The 16,444-nt window shown below is 59.3% G+C and carries 11 protein-coding genes and 4 pseudogenes; 2 read left to right on the top strand and 13 right to left on the bottom strand.

Translation table 11 applies throughout. From position 1 onward, the window contains the following. Window positions 1-1,021: 1,021 nt before the first annotated feature. Window positions 1,022-2,236, bottom strand: a complete 1,215-nt coding sequence (locus AC0L21_RS36510) for an IS110 family RNA-guided transposase (RefSeq protein WP_473266729.1) — start codon at window positions 2,234-2,236, stop codon at window positions 1,022-1,024. A gap of 233 nt (window positions 2,237-2,469) precedes the next feature. Between AC0L21_RS36510 and AC0L21_RS36515 the strand changes: the two are divergent. Further along, window positions 2,470-2,747: pseudogene (locus tag AC0L21_RS36515) on the top strand (IS256 family transposase); the annotation flags it as partial. 498 nt (window positions 2,748-3,245) lie between these two features. Here AC0L21_RS36515 and dctA read toward each other — a convergent pair. The 12 genes and pseudogenes from dctA to AC0L21_RS36575 all read right to left on the bottom strand — a co-directional run bounded on the left by dctA (window position 3,246) and on the right by AC0L21_RS36575 (window position 15,068). Next, entirely contained in the window at window positions 3,246-4,541 is a 1,296-nt protein-coding gene (gene dctA / locus AC0L21_RS36520; protein WP_473266732.1) for a C4-dicarboxylate transporter DctA, read from the bottom strand. Between the two features lie 712 nt (window positions 4,542-5,253). Continuing rightward, window positions 5,254-6,291, bottom strand: a complete 1,038-nt coding sequence (locus tag AC0L21_RS36525) for a TlpA disulfide reductase family protein (protein WP_473266718.1) — start codon at window positions 6,289-6,291, stop codon at window positions 5,254-5,256. Window positions 6,292-7,670: 1,379 nt separating this feature from the next. Next, window positions 7,671-7,967 carry a hypothetical protein gene (locus tag AC0L21_RS36530; protein ID WP_473266720.1) on the bottom strand — a complete coding sequence of 99 codons (297 nt, stop codon included), beginning with the start codon at window positions 7,965-7,967 and terminating at the stop codon, window positions 7,671-7,673. 138 nt (window positions 7,968-8,105) lie between these two features. After that, window positions 8,106-8,351, bottom strand: a complete 246-nt coding sequence (locus AC0L21_RS36535; protein ID WP_473255636.1) for an SMEK domain-containing protein — start codon at window positions 8,349-8,351, stop codon at window positions 8,106-8,108. A 723-nt stretch (window positions 8,352-9,074) separates the two neighbouring features. Beyond that, window positions 9,075-9,554 (bottom strand): LysR family transcriptional regulator, encoded by a 480-nt coding sequence (locus tag AC0L21_RS36540; RefSeq protein ID WP_473266733.1) that lies wholly within the window; start codon window positions 9,552-9,554, stop codon window positions 9,075-9,077. Then, window positions 9,555-9,686 (bottom strand): annotated as a pseudogene (locus AC0L21_RS36545) (helix-turn-helix domain-containing protein); the annotation flags it as partial. It abuts the gene before it with no gap. 239 nt (window positions 9,687-9,925) lie between these two features. Next, window positions 9,926-11,175, bottom strand: a pseudogene (locus AC0L21_RS36550) (D-amino acid dehydrogenase). Between the two features lie 49 nt (window positions 11,176-11,224). Next, window positions 11,225-11,401 (bottom strand): annotated as a pseudogene (locus AC0L21_RS36555) (alanine racemase C-terminal domain-containing protein); the annotation flags it as partial. 428 nt (window positions 11,402-11,829) lie between these two features. Then, window positions 11,830-13,131, bottom strand: a complete 1,302-nt coding sequence (locus AC0L21_RS36560) for a DUF2235 domain-containing protein (RefSeq protein ID WP_473266722.1) — start codon at window positions 13,129-13,131, stop codon at window positions 11,830-11,832. Between the two features lie 33 nt (window positions 13,132-13,164). Next, window positions 13,165-13,395, bottom strand: a complete 231-nt coding sequence (locus AC0L21_RS36565) for a hypothetical protein (protein WP_456766202.1) — start codon at window positions 13,393-13,395, stop codon at window positions 13,165-13,167. Between the two features lie 99 nt (window positions 13,396-13,494). Next, window positions 13,495-14,574, bottom strand: coding sequence for a hypothetical protein (locus tag AC0L21_RS36570; protein ID WP_473266725.1), 1,080 nt, complete (start codon window positions 14,572-14,574; stop codon window positions 13,495-13,497). After that, window positions 14,571-15,068 (bottom strand): esterase/lipase family protein, encoded by a 498-nt coding sequence (locus tag AC0L21_RS36575; protein ID WP_473255620.1) that lies wholly within the window; start codon window positions 15,066-15,068, stop codon window positions 14,571-14,573. The genes AC0L21_RS36570 and AC0L21_RS36575 overlap by 4 nt, the downstream gene beginning before the upstream one ends. A gap of 828 nt (window positions 15,069-15,896) precedes the next feature. Here AC0L21_RS36575 and AC0L21_RS36580 point away from each other — a divergent pair. Then, on the top strand, window positions 15,897-16,430 hold the full coding sequence (locus AC0L21_RS36580) for a hypothetical protein (protein ID WP_473266727.1): 534 nt from the start codon (window positions 15,897-15,899) through the stop codon (window positions 16,428-16,430). Window positions 16,431-16,444 lie beyond the last annotated feature (14 nt).

Genomic DNA, 16,444 nt, shown 5'->3' on the forward strand with positions numbered 1-16,444 from the left:
GATCACCGTATCGGTGAGTGTCAGCTGGTTGGCCGGCTCCGTCATGATTCCTTCACTCTCTCTGCGCCCGGTGTGCCACGCAAGAAGGGCGATCAGCCCTCGATCTCAACTATGGCTGGAATTGGTTAGCTAGGGTCTACGGATTGTGGTTCTTGCTGGGGATGCCTACGATCTTATTGCCTCAGACCGATCACGGTTCGGGGCCGAGGCCATGGGCAGCAAGGAAGAAAAGACTTAAATCGAGGCATTTGGATCGCCAGGTAGTAGGAAAATGCCGCGCGCCACGAAGCGCCATCGCAAGAGCCGTGGCATGCCGCCGCCCGCGACATTCAACATCGATAAGCTGCCGGGCAGCTCCAACTTGACCGCATTAGAGGCGGCCACGGTCATCCGGCGCACGCCCGGTGCACTCGAGCCGGCGCGACCCGAACCAACCGCTGAAATGGCGCTACGTCGATGGCCGGCCACTCTATCGAACAGATGCAGTGCGTGACTATCTGATCTGGCCAAGTGCGACAAAACCACTAAGGCCCCTCAGCCGCATAATGCTCACAGAGACGCCCGAGGAGCTCGGCCTTGATCGGCCAATCGGTTCGTCCGCTGCAGGAAACCGCCGACTGCCTGCGCAAGGATGGGGACACGCTGCTGGCTTTCTACGACCTCCTGGCCGAGCATTGGAAACACCTACGCACGACGGATGAGATGGACAAGCGTTTGTTCATGACCGAGATGACGATTGCAGAAATCGCGTACGTCCATTCTTTTGTTCGGCTGCGCCGCGGCCATTCTTCCGTCCCGGCCATCGATCTCGCAGCCGCCGCGCGCAGGGGCGGTCAAGGCTGGCCGCGTTTGCGGCCACCGCAAGGCTTGGCCTTGACCGGCCCGAGCACGGCGGCATGCTGGCGTGGAACGGGAATACATTCCTGGCTGGCACTTGCCGTCAGACGGGATTACCCTCGGCGGGCGCGGGCGACCTCGTGGCGAAGCGTGGCGCATCGGCTGCAAGCGCGACCAGGCTGCCCTATTTTGTCTTGCCGACCTGAGGCGCCCGCGCGCCGGTTTTTGGCCGTGGTTTCCATTGCGTCACCAAGCGCTCGTAGCTTTGCTCCGCCTGTGCGGCAATCAACATCTCGCGGTCGCGCAATGCCTTGATGTTGTAGGCATACGCTTGCCCACGCCGGCTGCCTTTCTGTTGCGGATGTCCGGCTTGAAGCTGCATCGCGCGGGTCTTGATGGCGACCAGTGCCGGGCGCGCCCACAGGTAATCCTCGCGCTTCGTCAACAAATGCCAGCAAAGCACGGTGAGCTTCCGGGCCACGGCCACCGCGGCGATCTGATGGCCGCGCCGGGCTCGGATGCGCACGAAAAACGCATGCAGCGGACCGGGCGCCTTGGCCGCTGCCCAGGCCGCCTCGACCAGCATGGCGCGCGCGTGACTGCGGCCGATCTTGCTGATGCGGCCGTGATGAGCGGCGCCCAGTCCGGATTGCCGCACCCGCGGGTTCAGCCCAAAATAGCTCACCAGCTTCTGCGGGCTGTTGAACCGGCTGATGTCGCCGATCGCCGCCATGATGCCGGCAGCGACCGCCAAGTTGACGCCGGTGATCGTAATCAATCTGTTGACCGCGGAATCGTCGATGGCGTCCTGCGCGATCTCGCGGTCGAGCAGGGCCAGATCTTCCGCCAGCCGGTCAAGCTCGCGCACGTGCCGATCGATCGCTGCGCGCTCATCGTCCGGCAACGGTTGGGCGGCCAACCACGTCCGGCCGCGGCCGTTGAAAAGATCGGCATGCGGGCACTTCGGGATCAGGTGCGCGTGCAGGATCGAATGGACCTCGTTTTTGAGCCGCGTGCGATGCCGCACGACCTGGTAGCGCCGCGCCACCAGCCGACGCTTGCGTTCCGTCTCCGCGTCAGGCGTCCAGATCTGCGGCAGGTACCCGGCCGCCTGCAGACTGGCGAGCGTGCCGGCATCAATCTTGTCGGTCTTGACGTGAGCCTGGGCAATCGCCTTCACCTGCAGCGGATTGGCGATAATCACCCGTGCCACGAACGGAGCCAGAACCCGGGATACCGCCATGCTGTTGCCGGTCGCTTCGACCACCACCTCATCACTGGCCAGCAGGGTCTTGCCAAATCCTTCCAATGCAGTCCGCGTCATATCAATGCGGCCCGCATGTCGGAGCCTGCCATCCTCCCAAACCACCACCTCCCCGAAAGTTCGGTGGACGTCGATGCCAATCACCCGTCGCATTCGCACCTCCTGCCAATCAGACCACAGAACGGGAGCTACGGGCGACACGACAACTAAGGATTCGCGCTCTCAGCGCAACCGGGCGAGTCGCAGAGGCGGCCAGCTACTAACTCGAGCTCGCGGCTCATCGAATGCATCGGCCTGCCCGCACCTTTCGTGCTCCCGGTGCCTCTGTCCCGATGGTCGCACCATACGCTACGATCCTGAATATCGCAGCGGAACATCGGCACCGAGAAACTCTCATACCGGTTACCAACCCCATCGAAAGTACCTTCTCCACTATGTGCCACCGCACCATCCGATCGAAGGGCTGCCTAGCCAACAAGACCGCGCTTGCGATGGTCTTCAAACTGGTCGCGGGCGCGCAGAGAAGCTGGCGCCGCCTCGACGGTCATGATCAGTTCTCAGAACCCGTTCTCGGTGTGACATTCAACGACGGGATCGAGGTCATCGACAAGTCACCGACCGTCAGCCCACAACCGCCGCCGCCTAACCGGCTCAGGCCGTCACCGAAATTTGGCGATAGCTCTCTCCCAAGCACAGCGTCGTCGACCTCTACAGCGGTGTTCTCAAGGACGTTTGCTTTGATGACAACGATAGCCCACGCGCGCTGCAACGTCTCGACCTAACCATGTGATCGGAACCGATGTCGTAGTTCGTAAACTGATGGACTGTGATCTTCGCTACAGGGTTATCCCGCGGCCTGATCCTGGGGTTTTAGTCACGAGAGTTCGCCATGAATGACCATCACCCCGATCGGGCGATCCTGGCTACTACGCCTGAATCATGCGTGATCTAAATGATGCTCATAAGGGAACGTCAAGCCGGCTCGCTTCGAAATCGACAGCTTAAGGGGAATCATTGATCTGTGTGGCACTTTCGAATAAAACAAATGTCTCAACCGGATGGTCGCCTGCTCCCAATCAGGATTGAACGGTACGGCTTTGTTGGCCCGCGGCATTCGTCAGCGATTTAGGCTGAGCTCGCACATTTATTTTAACTGCGCGTGTAGCGAAACATTATCGAGTTCGCCTTCCCACCAGGACACAAACACCGCGGCAATACCGTTCCCGATGACGTTGGTCAGCGCACGCACCTCGCTCATGAACTTATCGATCGAGAATACGATCGCAATGCCAGGGACAAGTTCAGGACTGACCACAGTCAAGGTCGCGGCCAGGGTGACAAAGCCGGCACCGGTAACACCGCTTGCGCCTTTCGAGGTGAGCATCGCCACAATGAGTATCGTGAGCTGCTGGCCGAAATTGAGATCGATCCCGAGCGCTTGCGCGATGAACAAGGTCGCCAACGTCATGTAAATGTTCGTCCCGTCCAAATTGAAAGAATATCCTGTCGGCACCACCAGGCCAACGACCGCCTTCGAACAGCCGAGCCGTTCCAGTTTTTCCATCAGCTGCGGCAGCGCGCTTTCGGACGACGATGTTCCGAGCACGATCAGCAGCTCATCCTTGATGTACCTGATGAACTTTAGAATAGAAAAGCCTACCAAGCGCGCGATCAGGCCAAGCACAATGATCACGAAGAGCCCGGCTGTCACATAAAACAGGGCAACCAATCCGAGGAGTTTACCGAGCGCGGACGGTCCGAATTCGCCGATAGTGTAGGCCATGGCGCCGAACGCTCCGATTGGCGCTGCCTTCATTACGATCCTAATGACTCCAAACACCGCTTGTGCGGCATCGTCAACCAGACCGCGCATCCGCTCACCCCCCTCCCCAAGCGCCATCAGCGAGAACCCGAATAGGACGGCAAACAGTAGCACCTGGAGCACGTCACCTCGGGCCAAGGCGCCAACTACACTATCCGGAATGATATTGAGGAGGAAATCGACCGTCTTCTGCGCTTCCGCCGTCTTGACGTAGGTGGCTACGGCCGCGGCATCCCCCTTGGGAACGAGCCCACGACCGACCTGAGCGAGATTGCCCATCAAAAGACCCAGGATGAGCGCGAAGGTTGACACGATCTCGAAATAAAGTAGCGCCTTGACGCCGACTCGGCCGACCTTTCGTGCATCCTGAACATGCGAAATTCCGGACACAACAGTGCAGAAGATGATCGGCGCGATCACCATCTTGATCAGCTTGATGAAGCCATCACCAAGCGCTTTGACCCAGCTACTCGTCCCGACAGCGGGCCATAGCCAGCCAACGAGAATGCCAATCAGGATCGCTATGAGCACCTGGACATAAAGAACTTTGTACCAGGGCCCAGATTGCCGGAACAGGGCGGCCGGTTTGACAGAGCGGCGCTGGCGCTGATTGTACATCATGCTCGCCCCGGCGCCGTGCTCGCAAAGAGGGCGCTCAATGAAGGTACAACTTCGCTCAGTGTTCCTTCACGGGCGGGCGCAGGGGAATCTGACGGCTCCGAACAGCACAGTCCAGAGCCACGGACTGGCGCCTCTCCCGAATCGGCTTGCCGTCCACGCGGAACGAAGTTCTGAACCGCTTCCGAGAGCAGCGATAGAACGTTGAGAAAGCTTCCTTGAGAGCTGGAAAGCATCAGCGTCACCACCCTTTTCTATCTTTTTCTTTATTCGAAGATGCCATCCAGCATCCTCTAGGACGCCAATCTTAGCAGCCGCCGACCACTCTTCACTTTAGCAGGCACTCTCGCCGCTATCGCGTCGGAGCGATCAACCTTGAGGAAACACTCGCCATAAGAACTCATGGTGGTGCGGCCTCGCCTGCGTCCACCGGCTCGCGCCTCCTGTCCTCACTTCATGTGAATGCCCCGACATTCCCAAGAGGCTTCGATTTCGATCGCAAAACCACGAGGCCGAAAAGACATGCCAAGCAGCATTGCTCACGCTGCCTCCCTTGGCGATCTCGGTTCCGGTTTTTCGAGAGCCGTGTTTTGCGGGCCTGAACAGCACTCCTGAGAGAGCTTCTCACGCCTGTAGCTCGCCAACGCCTGGACAGAGCACTGCACGACGTCCCGTTTCGCTAGATCCGAGGCAGGCGCTGCATCCAGCCACTTCAGCGCCAGCTCGACCAATTCGACCGCGCGGTCCCTCTTACCGGTCTCGTAATAGTACTGAGCGACCGCCCCGTACGACAGGAACTTCGCGCCCTCGCTGCCTCGGGGCGGATTCGCAGCCAGGATGTGTTCGGAGAGCTCCTTGCCCATGGCAAACCGCTCCGCATGTGGAAAATCGGAGTAGTCTTTCGAGGGTCGAACAGTTGGCGAATCGCGACGCTCATCCAAACCACGGACTTCTTCTCGATCGCGTCGCGAACTAATTGGCGCAACACCGGTAGGCCAGCCCCCAGGTCGCGTATCTTGTGAAGCAACAATTCCGCGTGAAGCCCACGGAAGGTGACCTCGTCCGGCACCGCCGCGAGGGCCTCCTCGATAGCTGAAAGGGCTGCCGGCCAATCCTTTCTCTTCATGGCGGGCTCAAGTCTGGCAAGGATCGGCTCCACCAGAGCTCTCTTCTGCGATAGTTCACGCTTTCTGCGTCGGCCCGTGTTTATCCTTTCCGCATCCAGCGCTTTGGCGTCATCGCTCATTGCCCAGGATCCGTTCAGAACTTTGGGGAAGGCATGATCGAGCTGCGTCGGATGGCCAATAAAGGCGATGCGGCGGTCACGGTCAACGACGAATGACGTGGGAATCCCGACAGAAAAGCTTGGATCCAGCCAAAGCTTGTTCATTTCGCCGGCGTAGTCGAATGCAATCGCGTAGTTCAGATTTGACAAGCTCTTTGTCAACCAGGCGTCCAAGCTGGCTCGCGCTTCATTTTCCGTCGAAGCTAGTTCGTGAGCCGCGATGCCCACCACCTCAACTCCGTTGTTCCTGTACTTATCTTGCAGGACCACCAGATTTAGCATCGAGGCGATACATGGCCCGCACCACGTCGCCCAAAATTCGAGGATATATACTTTCCCACGTTCGAACTTTCTAACGGGCTGGCCGCGTAGCCACTTCTCCACTTTGATCGAGGGGGCCCGCGAACCGACGCTCAGCAGGTTCGCCGCACCGACTTGACTTGCGCTCTCAGTCAGACTGGTCATTGCTCAAATTCGCTTTACCTGGCTCTGCGGAGAAAATAGCAAGTCGCATGCCAGCCAGCGCTCATTGCAATTACGCTTTTTTTGTATCATTCCTGTCGTGCTTGCGACGCATGTCGCATATCCGACCAGCTGCTTGGAGCTTCTCAGGCAATCAGTCGGTCGGAGAGGCGGGAAGTCAGGCAGCGCAAGGTCGAGTTCACCACTCCACGTCCTGATCGGCTTCCAGGATGACCATTTCGGCGCTCGGGATCGCGACGTGAACTGACCTGCTTTGGCCCGTCGACTTGCGCTTGAGTGCAATCTGAGACTTCCAATTTAACTCTTTAGCCAAGGGGGATTGAGGGATAGTGTCCTTCCTTTGCCGGCCATTGCTCGAGATTCACCCCGTCCCGTACTGGACGAGGAAAGCCCACCCGAAATGCAGAAGTTGAGCACCTGCTCATTCCGATCGATGGCGGTGTAAACAAAAGCATCCCTAGGCGGCCCGATCTAGGAAGCGCACAAGAGCCGCCTGGGCGACGACCCTCTCGCGCATCCCCGGGCGGTCAGTCGCGGCTTCAAGTCGCTGGAAAATGCTGTCTGAAAGTTGAATCGTTATCTTTCTGGTCCGCTGAGCTTCGCTTGGGCTCAGCTGCGCGTCCACCTCAGCTTCATTCCGACTTGAGCTCGGTGTTTTCCGGCGCTCGCTGCTAATCTGCATACTCCAGCTTGCTTCTCTCTGCGACTGCACATCGCCCGCACTTGCTCGCGTGGTCGGGATGTCCGGTCGAAACGGCCCTGCTATGCCGCATGACAAACGGGACGAAGAACCGCATGCCGCGTCAACAGCGGGGACATCCTGTGTCGCAGTCTGGCGTACCGAACGAAAGAAACGGCGGACTTCACCGCGCCAGACCTCTCGTAGTCGCGTGCCCCTCTAGACAGTCAGGTCGCCGCAGACGAGCGATTTCGCGGATGGTGCCTGCACCCTTGCTTGAAATCGACAAAGTTGCCGGCCCAAAAACAGGCGCAGGCGCAATCTAGATGGCGCGCTCGCGCCGTGATCGCGCGAACCGGACGCACCGGCGTTGTTCCTGTGGGAGTGATGCGCGTCATACTAAGCGCACCAGCTCATGCGCGCGACCGAATACACCGCGCCTCGCCGAGGTCCGGCATACAACCCCAACGTGCGACAGGACTTACAACGGGTCGCGTGCCGCGCCGTTGAAACGTATCTGCTGGCCCGGTGCGACCACTCACTCATCGGGAACCTCCGCGTGGGAAGATCGCGCTGTTGGGCGCGCTCTCGCCGATGTGGATCTATGCCGCCTACGTTATTGCGGACGTGGCGTCAGCGCTGCGAAGAGGTTATCAAGCTCGCCGAGAATTCGGGAATCGATCTAAAGGCTGCCCATCTCGACCGAGACTTGGGATATCGCCAGTACGATCGCGAACTGCGCGCCCAGCAATTGCGAGATGCCCAGGAGCGGCCCGAACTTGTCGAGCAGATGCGCATCGACCTGCGGCGGACGGAGATGGGCTTCACCACGCTTGAGTTCATCCGGGTGGCACTCGCGAAGCACGAGGTGAGCAAGAAGGGCAACAAGAAGCCCATTGCGTTCGCGCCGGGCCTTGCCCGTCCCAACCGCTGGTGCGGCTCGATGGAGTACGAAGCTGAGCAATGGTGGCGCGATCATCAGCTACGTCACGCGTCGCGACATCGCCGAGACCATCCGGTGCATTCCCGAGGCCGAGAATCCGAGCGACGAGGATCTGGCCGGTTTCCGAGCCTATATGAACCCGCCCGATGTCGAGGCTCCGGCCGGGTGATGGGATCATGAGCGAGAAGCCACCACCAGAAGTCCCGGTTCATTGCTGCGATCGGTGTTGAGATTGACGAGCGAGATAGAAAGAAGATGGTTGAGGATCGTCTTGAAGAAGTCCTCCGCGTGCTTGTTGAGGTCGGTTAGGCCAAGGCGACCGCGGGTCGAGACCTGGCCCGCAACGTCGCTCAGGGCGTCTACGATCTCGCCAATGAAATACCCCCGTGTGAGCCTGTGTAGTCCCGCTCTCGATCTCAGCTTCGTCGTGAATCAATATGAGCGCTTAGCGCTCTCAGGCTCGGATCGCGATGGACGACACAAGAGGGAAAGCAATGTCATGCGGTCAGCTCGATAGGGCAGGCTGTGCCGAGTGCGTCGTGCCCTCTGACGGGGCAGCCATGTCGATCCAGAGGTGATGAAGTTGTATATCTGGAAGTCCTCCGTTTCGCTGGTGCATAGATTCCAGCAGCGCTCACCTTGCCGCCGTATCGCGCTTAGTGATGCGGAGCTCATCATTCAGACTCCACCCATCGACCGGAGTTGCGACCAACCCTGAAGCCAGGCGCAAATCTGCGTCCCAGAAGTCAATTCAGAGACTGGATGTATCCAATCATGGCGCCGATCGCGTGAGCGGCACCGTGATGGGCAGCTTTGAAACGTTGAACGCCACCAGTCGAGGAATGAGCGCTATAAAGGTACTCGCGGTCATCGCGGGTTGCGCTGGCGGGGATGGGCGGGCGCTTGCATTCGATAGGAACGAGAGACGAATACTGCGAGTATTCGCGGCCTTCGATCCAGATCGTCGCTGCGCTGGGGGCCGGAACCAAGTCGACCTTTCGCCCACCGACGATCTCGTCAGGCTCCTCGATACGAAACTGGAGAAAATCCCATCCACCAGACTTCCTCGTTGCGCTATTCATATGAGCGCAGAGCCGGGACGTCAGCGATGTCTCGGCGGTTTCGATCGGCCGCTTGGGATCATCACGCCATTTTGGCAGCTCGTCGGCGAATCAAAAGCGGTTCGCGCCTCAGTTTACCCCAGTGAACCACATCATGACATGTCAGCGGATGGTTCGCGGGGAGGGCGGCGACGACGCGTTCGCTCCAGAGCAACAATGACTTGCCGCTCCATCTTGGAGCGGACTCGGCCGCGAAGGCGATGTCAATAGCGGAACTGGCGAGATCCGAGATCAGATGGTCGCTCGCTCCGTCGACCAATTGTCTCTCGACATGGGGAAAGCGCTGCCGATGCTCGAGGAGAGTGGCCCGGAGATTGCCGGCTGAGAGGGAGGTGTGAATGCCGATGATCAACCGACCACTCTCGCCACGCGGGCGGATCTTGAGGCGAGCGGTCATTGCGTCAGTTGCGCCTACGATGCGCCGGGCATCCTCGATGAATTCCTCACCCTCAATGGTTGGTTGCGTGCCGCCGTTCGTGCGCTGGAAGATCTTGCTGCCCAAGGCGTGCTCGAGATTTCGAAGAGAGCGACTAAGCGTCGGCTGCTTGATTCTGAGTGTCTCTGCCGCCTGGCGAAGGCTGCGATGCTGGGATGCGACGATCGCCCAGCGCAGAGCTCGAAATTCCACTGGCACGTCGAAAGCTACGGGGGTTGCCTCTGACTAAGGGTTCTCTTGAAAGGAGCCTTGCTTGCACTGCTTCAGCGCCTCCTCGTCCGCGATACTATTCCGATGGCCCCGATGGGGCGGATCAATTGGCAAACCTGCTGCTTGCTGGGATTCCCCGCTCGTCCATGATGGCATAATTGTCCACGCGATGATGATGCGTCCGTTGGGAGCCTCGCCTTCTCGTGGCTCGCTCCTTTGGCGCAGAACTATTCGTAACGCTCTAGTCCGAGATCCTCAGCTTCGATGTCGGGTTTTCTTCCCGAGACAAGGTCCGCTATGACCCGAGAGGAACCGCAGCTCATCGTCCAACCGAGAGTGCCATGCCCGGTGTTCAAGAATAGATTTCTGATCTGGTCCCGCCGATGATTGGGGTGCCGTCTGGGGTCATGGGTCGAAGGCCTGACCAGAAGGATGCGCTCTTGGGATCTCCGCCAGGGAACAGATCCATCACGGAACACTCCAGGGTCCGTCGACGCGCTTCGACGAGGTCATTGGTGTAGCCCGAGATTTCAGCCATCCCGCCGACACGAATTCGATCTCCCAGACGGGTAATTGCAATCTTGTATGTCTCATCCATGACCGTCGATTCGGGGGCACGGGAAACGTCGGTGATTGTGATTGTCAGCGAGTATCCTTTGACAGGATAGACTGGCAGCTTGATTCCGATCTTCTTGAGGAGAAGAGGTGAATAGCTCCCTAATGCGACAACTACTGCGTCCGAGCGAATAGTCCCGCGATCGGTGATCACACCACGCACCTGGCCGGCATCGATGTCCAGTCCATTGATGATATGTCCGTAACGGAAGTCAACGCCCAATGCTGAGGCTCTTTGCTCCAGCGCATTGGTGAACTTGAAGCAGTCGCCGGTCTCGTCTTTCGGAGTCAGAAGTCCTCCCACTATGCCGTCGCGAACGTAGCGTAACGCGGGTTCAGCCCGAACACAACCATCGCGATCCAGTACCTGGAAAGGGATGCCGTCTGCCGCAAGAGCCTTCACGTCCTTAGTTGATGCATCGAGCTGCTGCTGAGTTCGGAACAGCTGCAGGGTTCCCTGCATGCGCTCGTCATAGTTCAGGGAGGCCTCCCCTCTCACCTCGGCGAGCGCCATGCGACTGTAGTCGGCTAGGCGCAGCATCCTTCCCTTGTTGAGCGCATATCGGCTCGCCGTGCAGTTGGACAACATGCGGAGGAGCCAGGAGAGCATGGCCGCATCAAGCTTTGGCCGAAGGATTAATGGTGCATTCCGCATGAGCATCCACTTGATGGCCTTCGTTGGGATTCCGGGGGCAGCCCAGGGCGAACAGTAGCCGAAGGAAACCTCCCCCGCGTTCGCGAAACTCGTTTCCAGCGCTGGACCCGGCTGTCTGTCAAGAACAACCACTTCGTGCCCGAACTTTCCAAGTTGAAATGCGGTTGTGACGCCGATAACGCCCGCGCCTAAAACGGTGACTTTCATTATCTGCTCCAATGTTCTGCCAGATGATGCTGTTTGACTGGGGACAAGTTCAGCAATAGCTTCTTTGGAAGCGATGACCGAGGCCGGTGAGGATCTCGTAGGAGATCGTGCCGGCGTCAGTCGCCAGCATTTCGAGGGTCTGATGAGGACCGATCACTTCGACCAAGCTTCCGAAATCGAGCGCGCCATCCCGCAAATCGGAGATGTCGACGGTCATGCTGTCCATTAGGCCCGCCGACTTCGAGCGGCGGTCCTATCAGATCAGCGCGCAAAGGCGGCGTCTCGATCTGGTCCCTTGTCACACGATCCGATGCCGGGAATGGTGACGATGTCCGACCAGAACAAATCGACATGAAGATCATCGATTGAATTTGCGTCGAACAACGAGCGAGCATAAGAAATCGGCGTGTTCCTCGGTGAGGTCTTCGTTGACGAGGAAACGACGCTCGATTGGTTGAGCAATATTACGGAACGGTGTGCGGCACGATCTGATTGCCCGGTGTGGGCCGCGCGCGCATTGGCCGGCGCGAAGTCGGGCTCGTGGTGTCTGCCACCGCATCGGCCACTTTCGACTGAACGCGCCGAATCATACGTCTGCGGCGCGGGTTAAAGCGAGCAGGTTGCTCCCTCACTCATCGCGAGCCCACGCGCACCTCACCCCGCTTCCACCTTGACCTCCGTGAGCGGCCCCACCGGCATCGGCATTGTCACATAATCCTTCGGCAGATTCACCGGGCGATATTTCGGCTCCACCGCCATCCGCTTCAGCACGCTCTCGTGCACATGCGCGCCTTCGGGAATGAATCGGGGTTCGCAATCGGGGATGTAGAAGCCGAGCACCACCTTCCGGTCCGGCCATTCCTTGTAGCTCGCGCTCTTCGGCAGAAATTCCAGCACGCGCCAGGCCGCACTCATCGAATCGTGCAGCTCGCCCGTCTTGCCGGTGAAGGCAGGCGCGACGTAACTGAACGGGCTGTTCTTGCGCTGGATGCCCCAGGCGAGCTGATTCACCGTGCGCGGGTTGAAATTGAGGCCGGCCTTGGTCGCCTCCTCGATCATCCAGAGCAGCGGATATTTCGAGTCCCCGCTCTCGGCCTCCGGATAGCCGCCCCCGACGTCGCAATGCACGCCGGCGAACCACACCTGGAGAATGTCCTGCGGCACCTTTTTTTCGTCCGGCACGTAGCGGTGGCTCCAGAACTCCTGCGGCTCCTCATACGCTTTCAGGCGGAACATGCAGCGCCGCTCGTCGATCGCGATCGCCTGCCGGAAGATGTTGACGCTGGGATTGCGCAGCGTGAAGGCGAGCTCCTCCAGGCAGAACAGATAGAAGAGATTGTCACGCCGCGGCACGATCAGGCTCGCCACCGTGTCCCAGACGCCGATGAAATGGATGGTCGGCCAGCGCGTCGAGGTGATGCGCGCGAATTGCGCGGCGAGGTCGAACTGGTCCTTCGGCAGCGGCCCGTCGGCGTCGATGGCGATATCCTTGAGGTCTTCGATGTCGTTGCCGCGCCCGGTGCCGGAATATTGCTTGTAGGCGACGAGGCCGGAGCCGGCGAGGTTGACCTGCTCCGGCGAGATCAGCCCGATCTTGTGGATCAGCCCCGCCAGCATCCGCACGGAGTAGGCGCCGCGCGAGAAGCCGAACAGATATATTTTGTCGCCCGGTTTGTAATGCTCGACCAGGAAGCGGTAGGCGGAGAGCACATTCTCATCGAGCCCGAAGCCGGTGGCGAGCCCCAGCACCAAATTGACGTCGGCCTTCCAGCGATTCCACGTCGACGGCTCCGTCACGGTGCCGACGCCGGGATCGTAGAACACCTTCTGCGTCGGGTGGGTGTTGTCCGTCTTGCGCAGGCAGCGATAGACCTTGAGGACGTTGGAAATGTTCTCGGAGATCTCGTTGCCGGTGCCGTCACAGCAGATAACGAGGTTGTTGCCGTAACCGTTCATGTCGCCTCACGGACAGCTTTCGCGCCAGAACCGCTATTTGCCGCCATCGTGCTTCTTCCAGACGTCGCGAGCGATGCCGATCGAGTCGATCTTGTCATTGAACACGCGATAGTACACGTCCTCGCCTTCCTCGAGATCCTGGAAGCCCTGATCGCCGCCTTTGACGGAGCCGGCTGTGAAAATGATCCGCTCCCCATTTTCCTTCTTGATGACCCCAATACCCAGCTGACGGTAGATCGCCTCGACGGTGCCATATCCGTTCATGAGGCTTCTCCTGCATGTTCCGGCGACGAGAGCGTTGCTTGATTGTGATCCCTCAGCCGCCAGCGGACGTCCATCCCGGAACCGGGCAGCATGATCTCCTCATGGGAGATGCGCCTTGCGGCCCTCGAGAACCTGCTCCAGCCGTCGCTCGACCTTGCCGTCCGGAACGAGCCTGTGACCCAGCACGAAATACTCGAAGTCTCCTTTCACCACCACGTCGACTTTAGCCTTGTGCACAATCCAGGGAGCCGAGAAGGTAAAGTGGGGGAGTGACGACGGCACGACGGAATCGTATCGCATTCTCAGCGTCACCATAGTGCCGATCTTGGCCGCGAGCCCTGCGGGAAGACGGAATCTCCGCAGCAGCCAGGGGGCTGATGTCCTGGTGGTCGTCGGCCAATTGAACTCGTCTCCTTGCAGCACGACGTTATCGATGCTGATTGAAAGCCGGGGAAAGAACGTCGACCAGACCGCCTCATCGTCCTCATTCCTGAGGGTGGAGTCGATGGATTGCCGGAGCGCAGTCTGCTCGGCTTGCGGCAGCAGATCCAGTCCGACCTGGTGAATGTAGACCGGCGCCGGCTGGCGGGCCCAGAGCTCGGCGGAGGCGGCAAACGAGATGCCGAAGTCGATGAAGTCGCTGCCGAGGATGAAGCGGTATTCGCAGATCGTGGTACACGTTCCGTAGGCTGCCAGCGCACCGCTCCTCCGCGTGCTCTTGCGCAAATCGATCTCCGTGAAGAACACGAGATCCTTACTGACGCGGCCAAATCGACTGGCCCAGGTGTCCTGGCTTGCCCTCCAGACACGATCCAGCACGTCGGGGTCCGTTCGGCGCGCGATCTGCAGAAAGCTCTTGGCCTCCAAGTATCGCCTATCGTTGGCGGCCGCAGGCTTGACCAGTTGGATGTGATCGAATTGCAGGGGCTTCCAATCGATCGCACCATAGACCCCCTTGCCCGAGGCCTCGCTCACCGCGATATCGTTGTTGCCGGTCACGACGCGAACGGCAAGCCACATGCGCTGGTCGCCGGCCTCTTCGTGACCGCCATTGACGACCCGCAGCGCCCACTGATCGAAAAGGCGCGTGAGAAACTCGCTCCCGGTCTCAAGGTCCACGAACTGTTGCTGGCTTTTCCGGAACAGGTCAATGGCATGACTGATGACCGGAATCTTCATGCCGACTCCATAACCAACCAGCCTTGCGACCTTGAGGAGATCGCTGCCGTGGTCGGCGTTCCGTATAACAGGAGCCCGCTGATCGGAGGAGGCCCGTCCGGGCGCTGCAGCCTGTCAATGATATATTGCATGCACACCAGACCACCCATGCTGTGCGCAATGAAGACGATGCTGTCGTAGTGCCTTGGCAGGCTCGACACCGCGCTGGCGAGGTCCTTGGCGGCGTGGTCGATCGGCGGCCCGCGGTATTTTTTGGTGTAATATCCGAAGGCATAGACGTCGTAGTCCTGTAGCGCGACATCGGCGAGGATGAGCTCGACAAAGCCGGCCTTGAGCTCCTTGCTTTGCCACGTCTTGACGATATCGCCGGTCACGCCATGGACGAATATAACGCATCGTGTATTGTTGTCGTGCCCTACGCGTGGGTACCAGATGAGCTGATCCTGCACGATATGGGTGCCGATGATCTCGGCAGGCTTTGTCTCAAGGGGCATGATCACAACCCTTTTCTGTACAAGGCGGCCGACCCAGGCTGTCGGCGACAGTATGCTCGCTATAACTTTAGATTATATCAATCCTAGATAGCATACCTGTTTGGAGATGTCAGCACGACGGGGCGGCCAGAATGGATGAGCACCTGAGCTGCGCGTGTTGTGACTGCGTCGGCGTAGCGGTGCTGGCATGATCGGCACAAATCTCCACGGCTGCGGTTTTTTTGCGCAGCAGCTTATACCTTTCAGCTGAATTGCGGGGGGCCGGGGACCCCCGCCCGGGCTGGCTTGGATACACGGGACATATGATCCGTTCGATAAGGTTGATCGAGCAGCGCTCCTCGTCGAGTTGGCGCATGCGAAACCTAGGGAAGACCTTAAGGTCGGCTTGTTATCTGCCTCGCCTAGACGGCGCAAACGGACCTGGGGGCGGCGAATCGCGTCGGTTCGCCGCGAGCACTCAGCTCGCGCCACTGGTGCTCAGCAGCTCATTTCCGCCGACGGTGATTCAATGCGCGGTCGCCGTGTCGTCTTGCCGCGTTCAAAGCTTTGACCGGCTCGAATTACGATCGTTAGCGGTTGCGATTTGAGAGTGAAGCCACTAACAGTCGTATCGTATATTTGTCGTTTGATTCAGGTCACGCACGGTGGCGCTTAGCCAAGACTCCAAGGATAGTGTTGAATTCGGTGCATGGAAGGAGCGTGCACGCGCGCTTGCGACAACGCATGCCACCGTTAGCGATTTCAGCGCCGAGAACCTTCGGCGCGTTCTTGTCCAACTGAATGGACTGTTTCTGGTCGACGGGGCCCGTCCTCAAGGCTTATCGTGCCATGGCTGACGGAAGGATCGCGGGCCGGGAGAGGAAATTCACGGATGCCCTCGCGACGGGATCGATCGCTTGGACGCTGCCCGACGGGCTGGAAGAGATCGCGGAGACGATCGGTGGTTTGATCCGAGCGGTCGATTGGACACTGGGCCAGTACCGCTCTCAATGGCCGAAGGAGCCGTCGCAATGGATCGTGGATAACTGTTACGTCATCCCGCGAGACAGCGTAAGCACGGCGAGGTCGCTATCGCAAACGCAACCATATCAGCGGCGTGGCTTGGTCTTTCATCGCATCATTCCCGAGGAGATCGATGGGTACGCCGTTGAGGTTTTCAATGGCCGAACCCTACATTGTTCTGCGGCGGATAAAAGCAACTGGAAGATGGGCGCGTGCCTTTTCGAGGAGTTGAAGCTCGATACAGACGTCTCCGAACACCTCGGAGAGAAACGCTTTGTCGTAAAGGGCGCGAATTCTGGGGATGTCCCGGGTTCTGTTGAATTTCTGAAGAGGTCGGCGTTGCCCACCTTGAGCCGGTAGGCTCGGGGTGCTGA

This window comes from Bradyrhizobium sp. WSM4873 (genome assembly GCF_055811355.1).

Bases quoted from the DNA above. Each gene is read 5' to 3' on its own strand.
- dctA (WP_473266732.1), bottom strand. From the start codon at position 4,541: ATGTACAATCAGCGCCAGCGCCGCTCTGTCAAACCGGCCGCCCTGTTC.
- AC0L21_RS36525 (WP_473266718.1), bottom strand. From the start codon at position 6,291: ATGACCAGTCTGACTGAGAGCGCAAGTCAAGTCGGTGCGGCGAACCTG.
- AC0L21_RS36530 (WP_473266720.1), bottom strand. From the start codon at position 7,967: ATGATCGCGCCACCATTGCTCAGCTTCGTACTCCATCGAGCCGCACCA.
- AC0L21_RS36560 (WP_473266722.1), bottom strand. From the start codon at position 13,131: ATGAACGGTTACGGCAACAACCTCGTTATCTGCTGTGACGGCACCGGC.
- AC0L21_RS36565 (WP_456766202.1), bottom strand. From the start codon at position 13,395: ATGAACGGATATGGCACCGTCGAGGCGATCTACCGTCAGCTGGGTATT.
- AC0L21_RS36570 (WP_473266725.1), bottom strand. From the start codon at position 14,574: ATGAAGATTCCGGTCATCAGTCATGCCATTGACCTGTTCCGGAAAAGC.
- AC0L21_RS36575 (WP_473255620.1), bottom strand. From the start codon at position 15,068: ATGCCCCTTGAGACAAAGCCTGCCGAGATCATCGGCACCCATATCGTG.
- AC0L21_RS36580 (WP_473266727.1), top strand. From the start codon at position 15,897: ATGGCTGACGGAAGGATCGCGGGCCGGGAGAGGAAATTCACGGATGCC.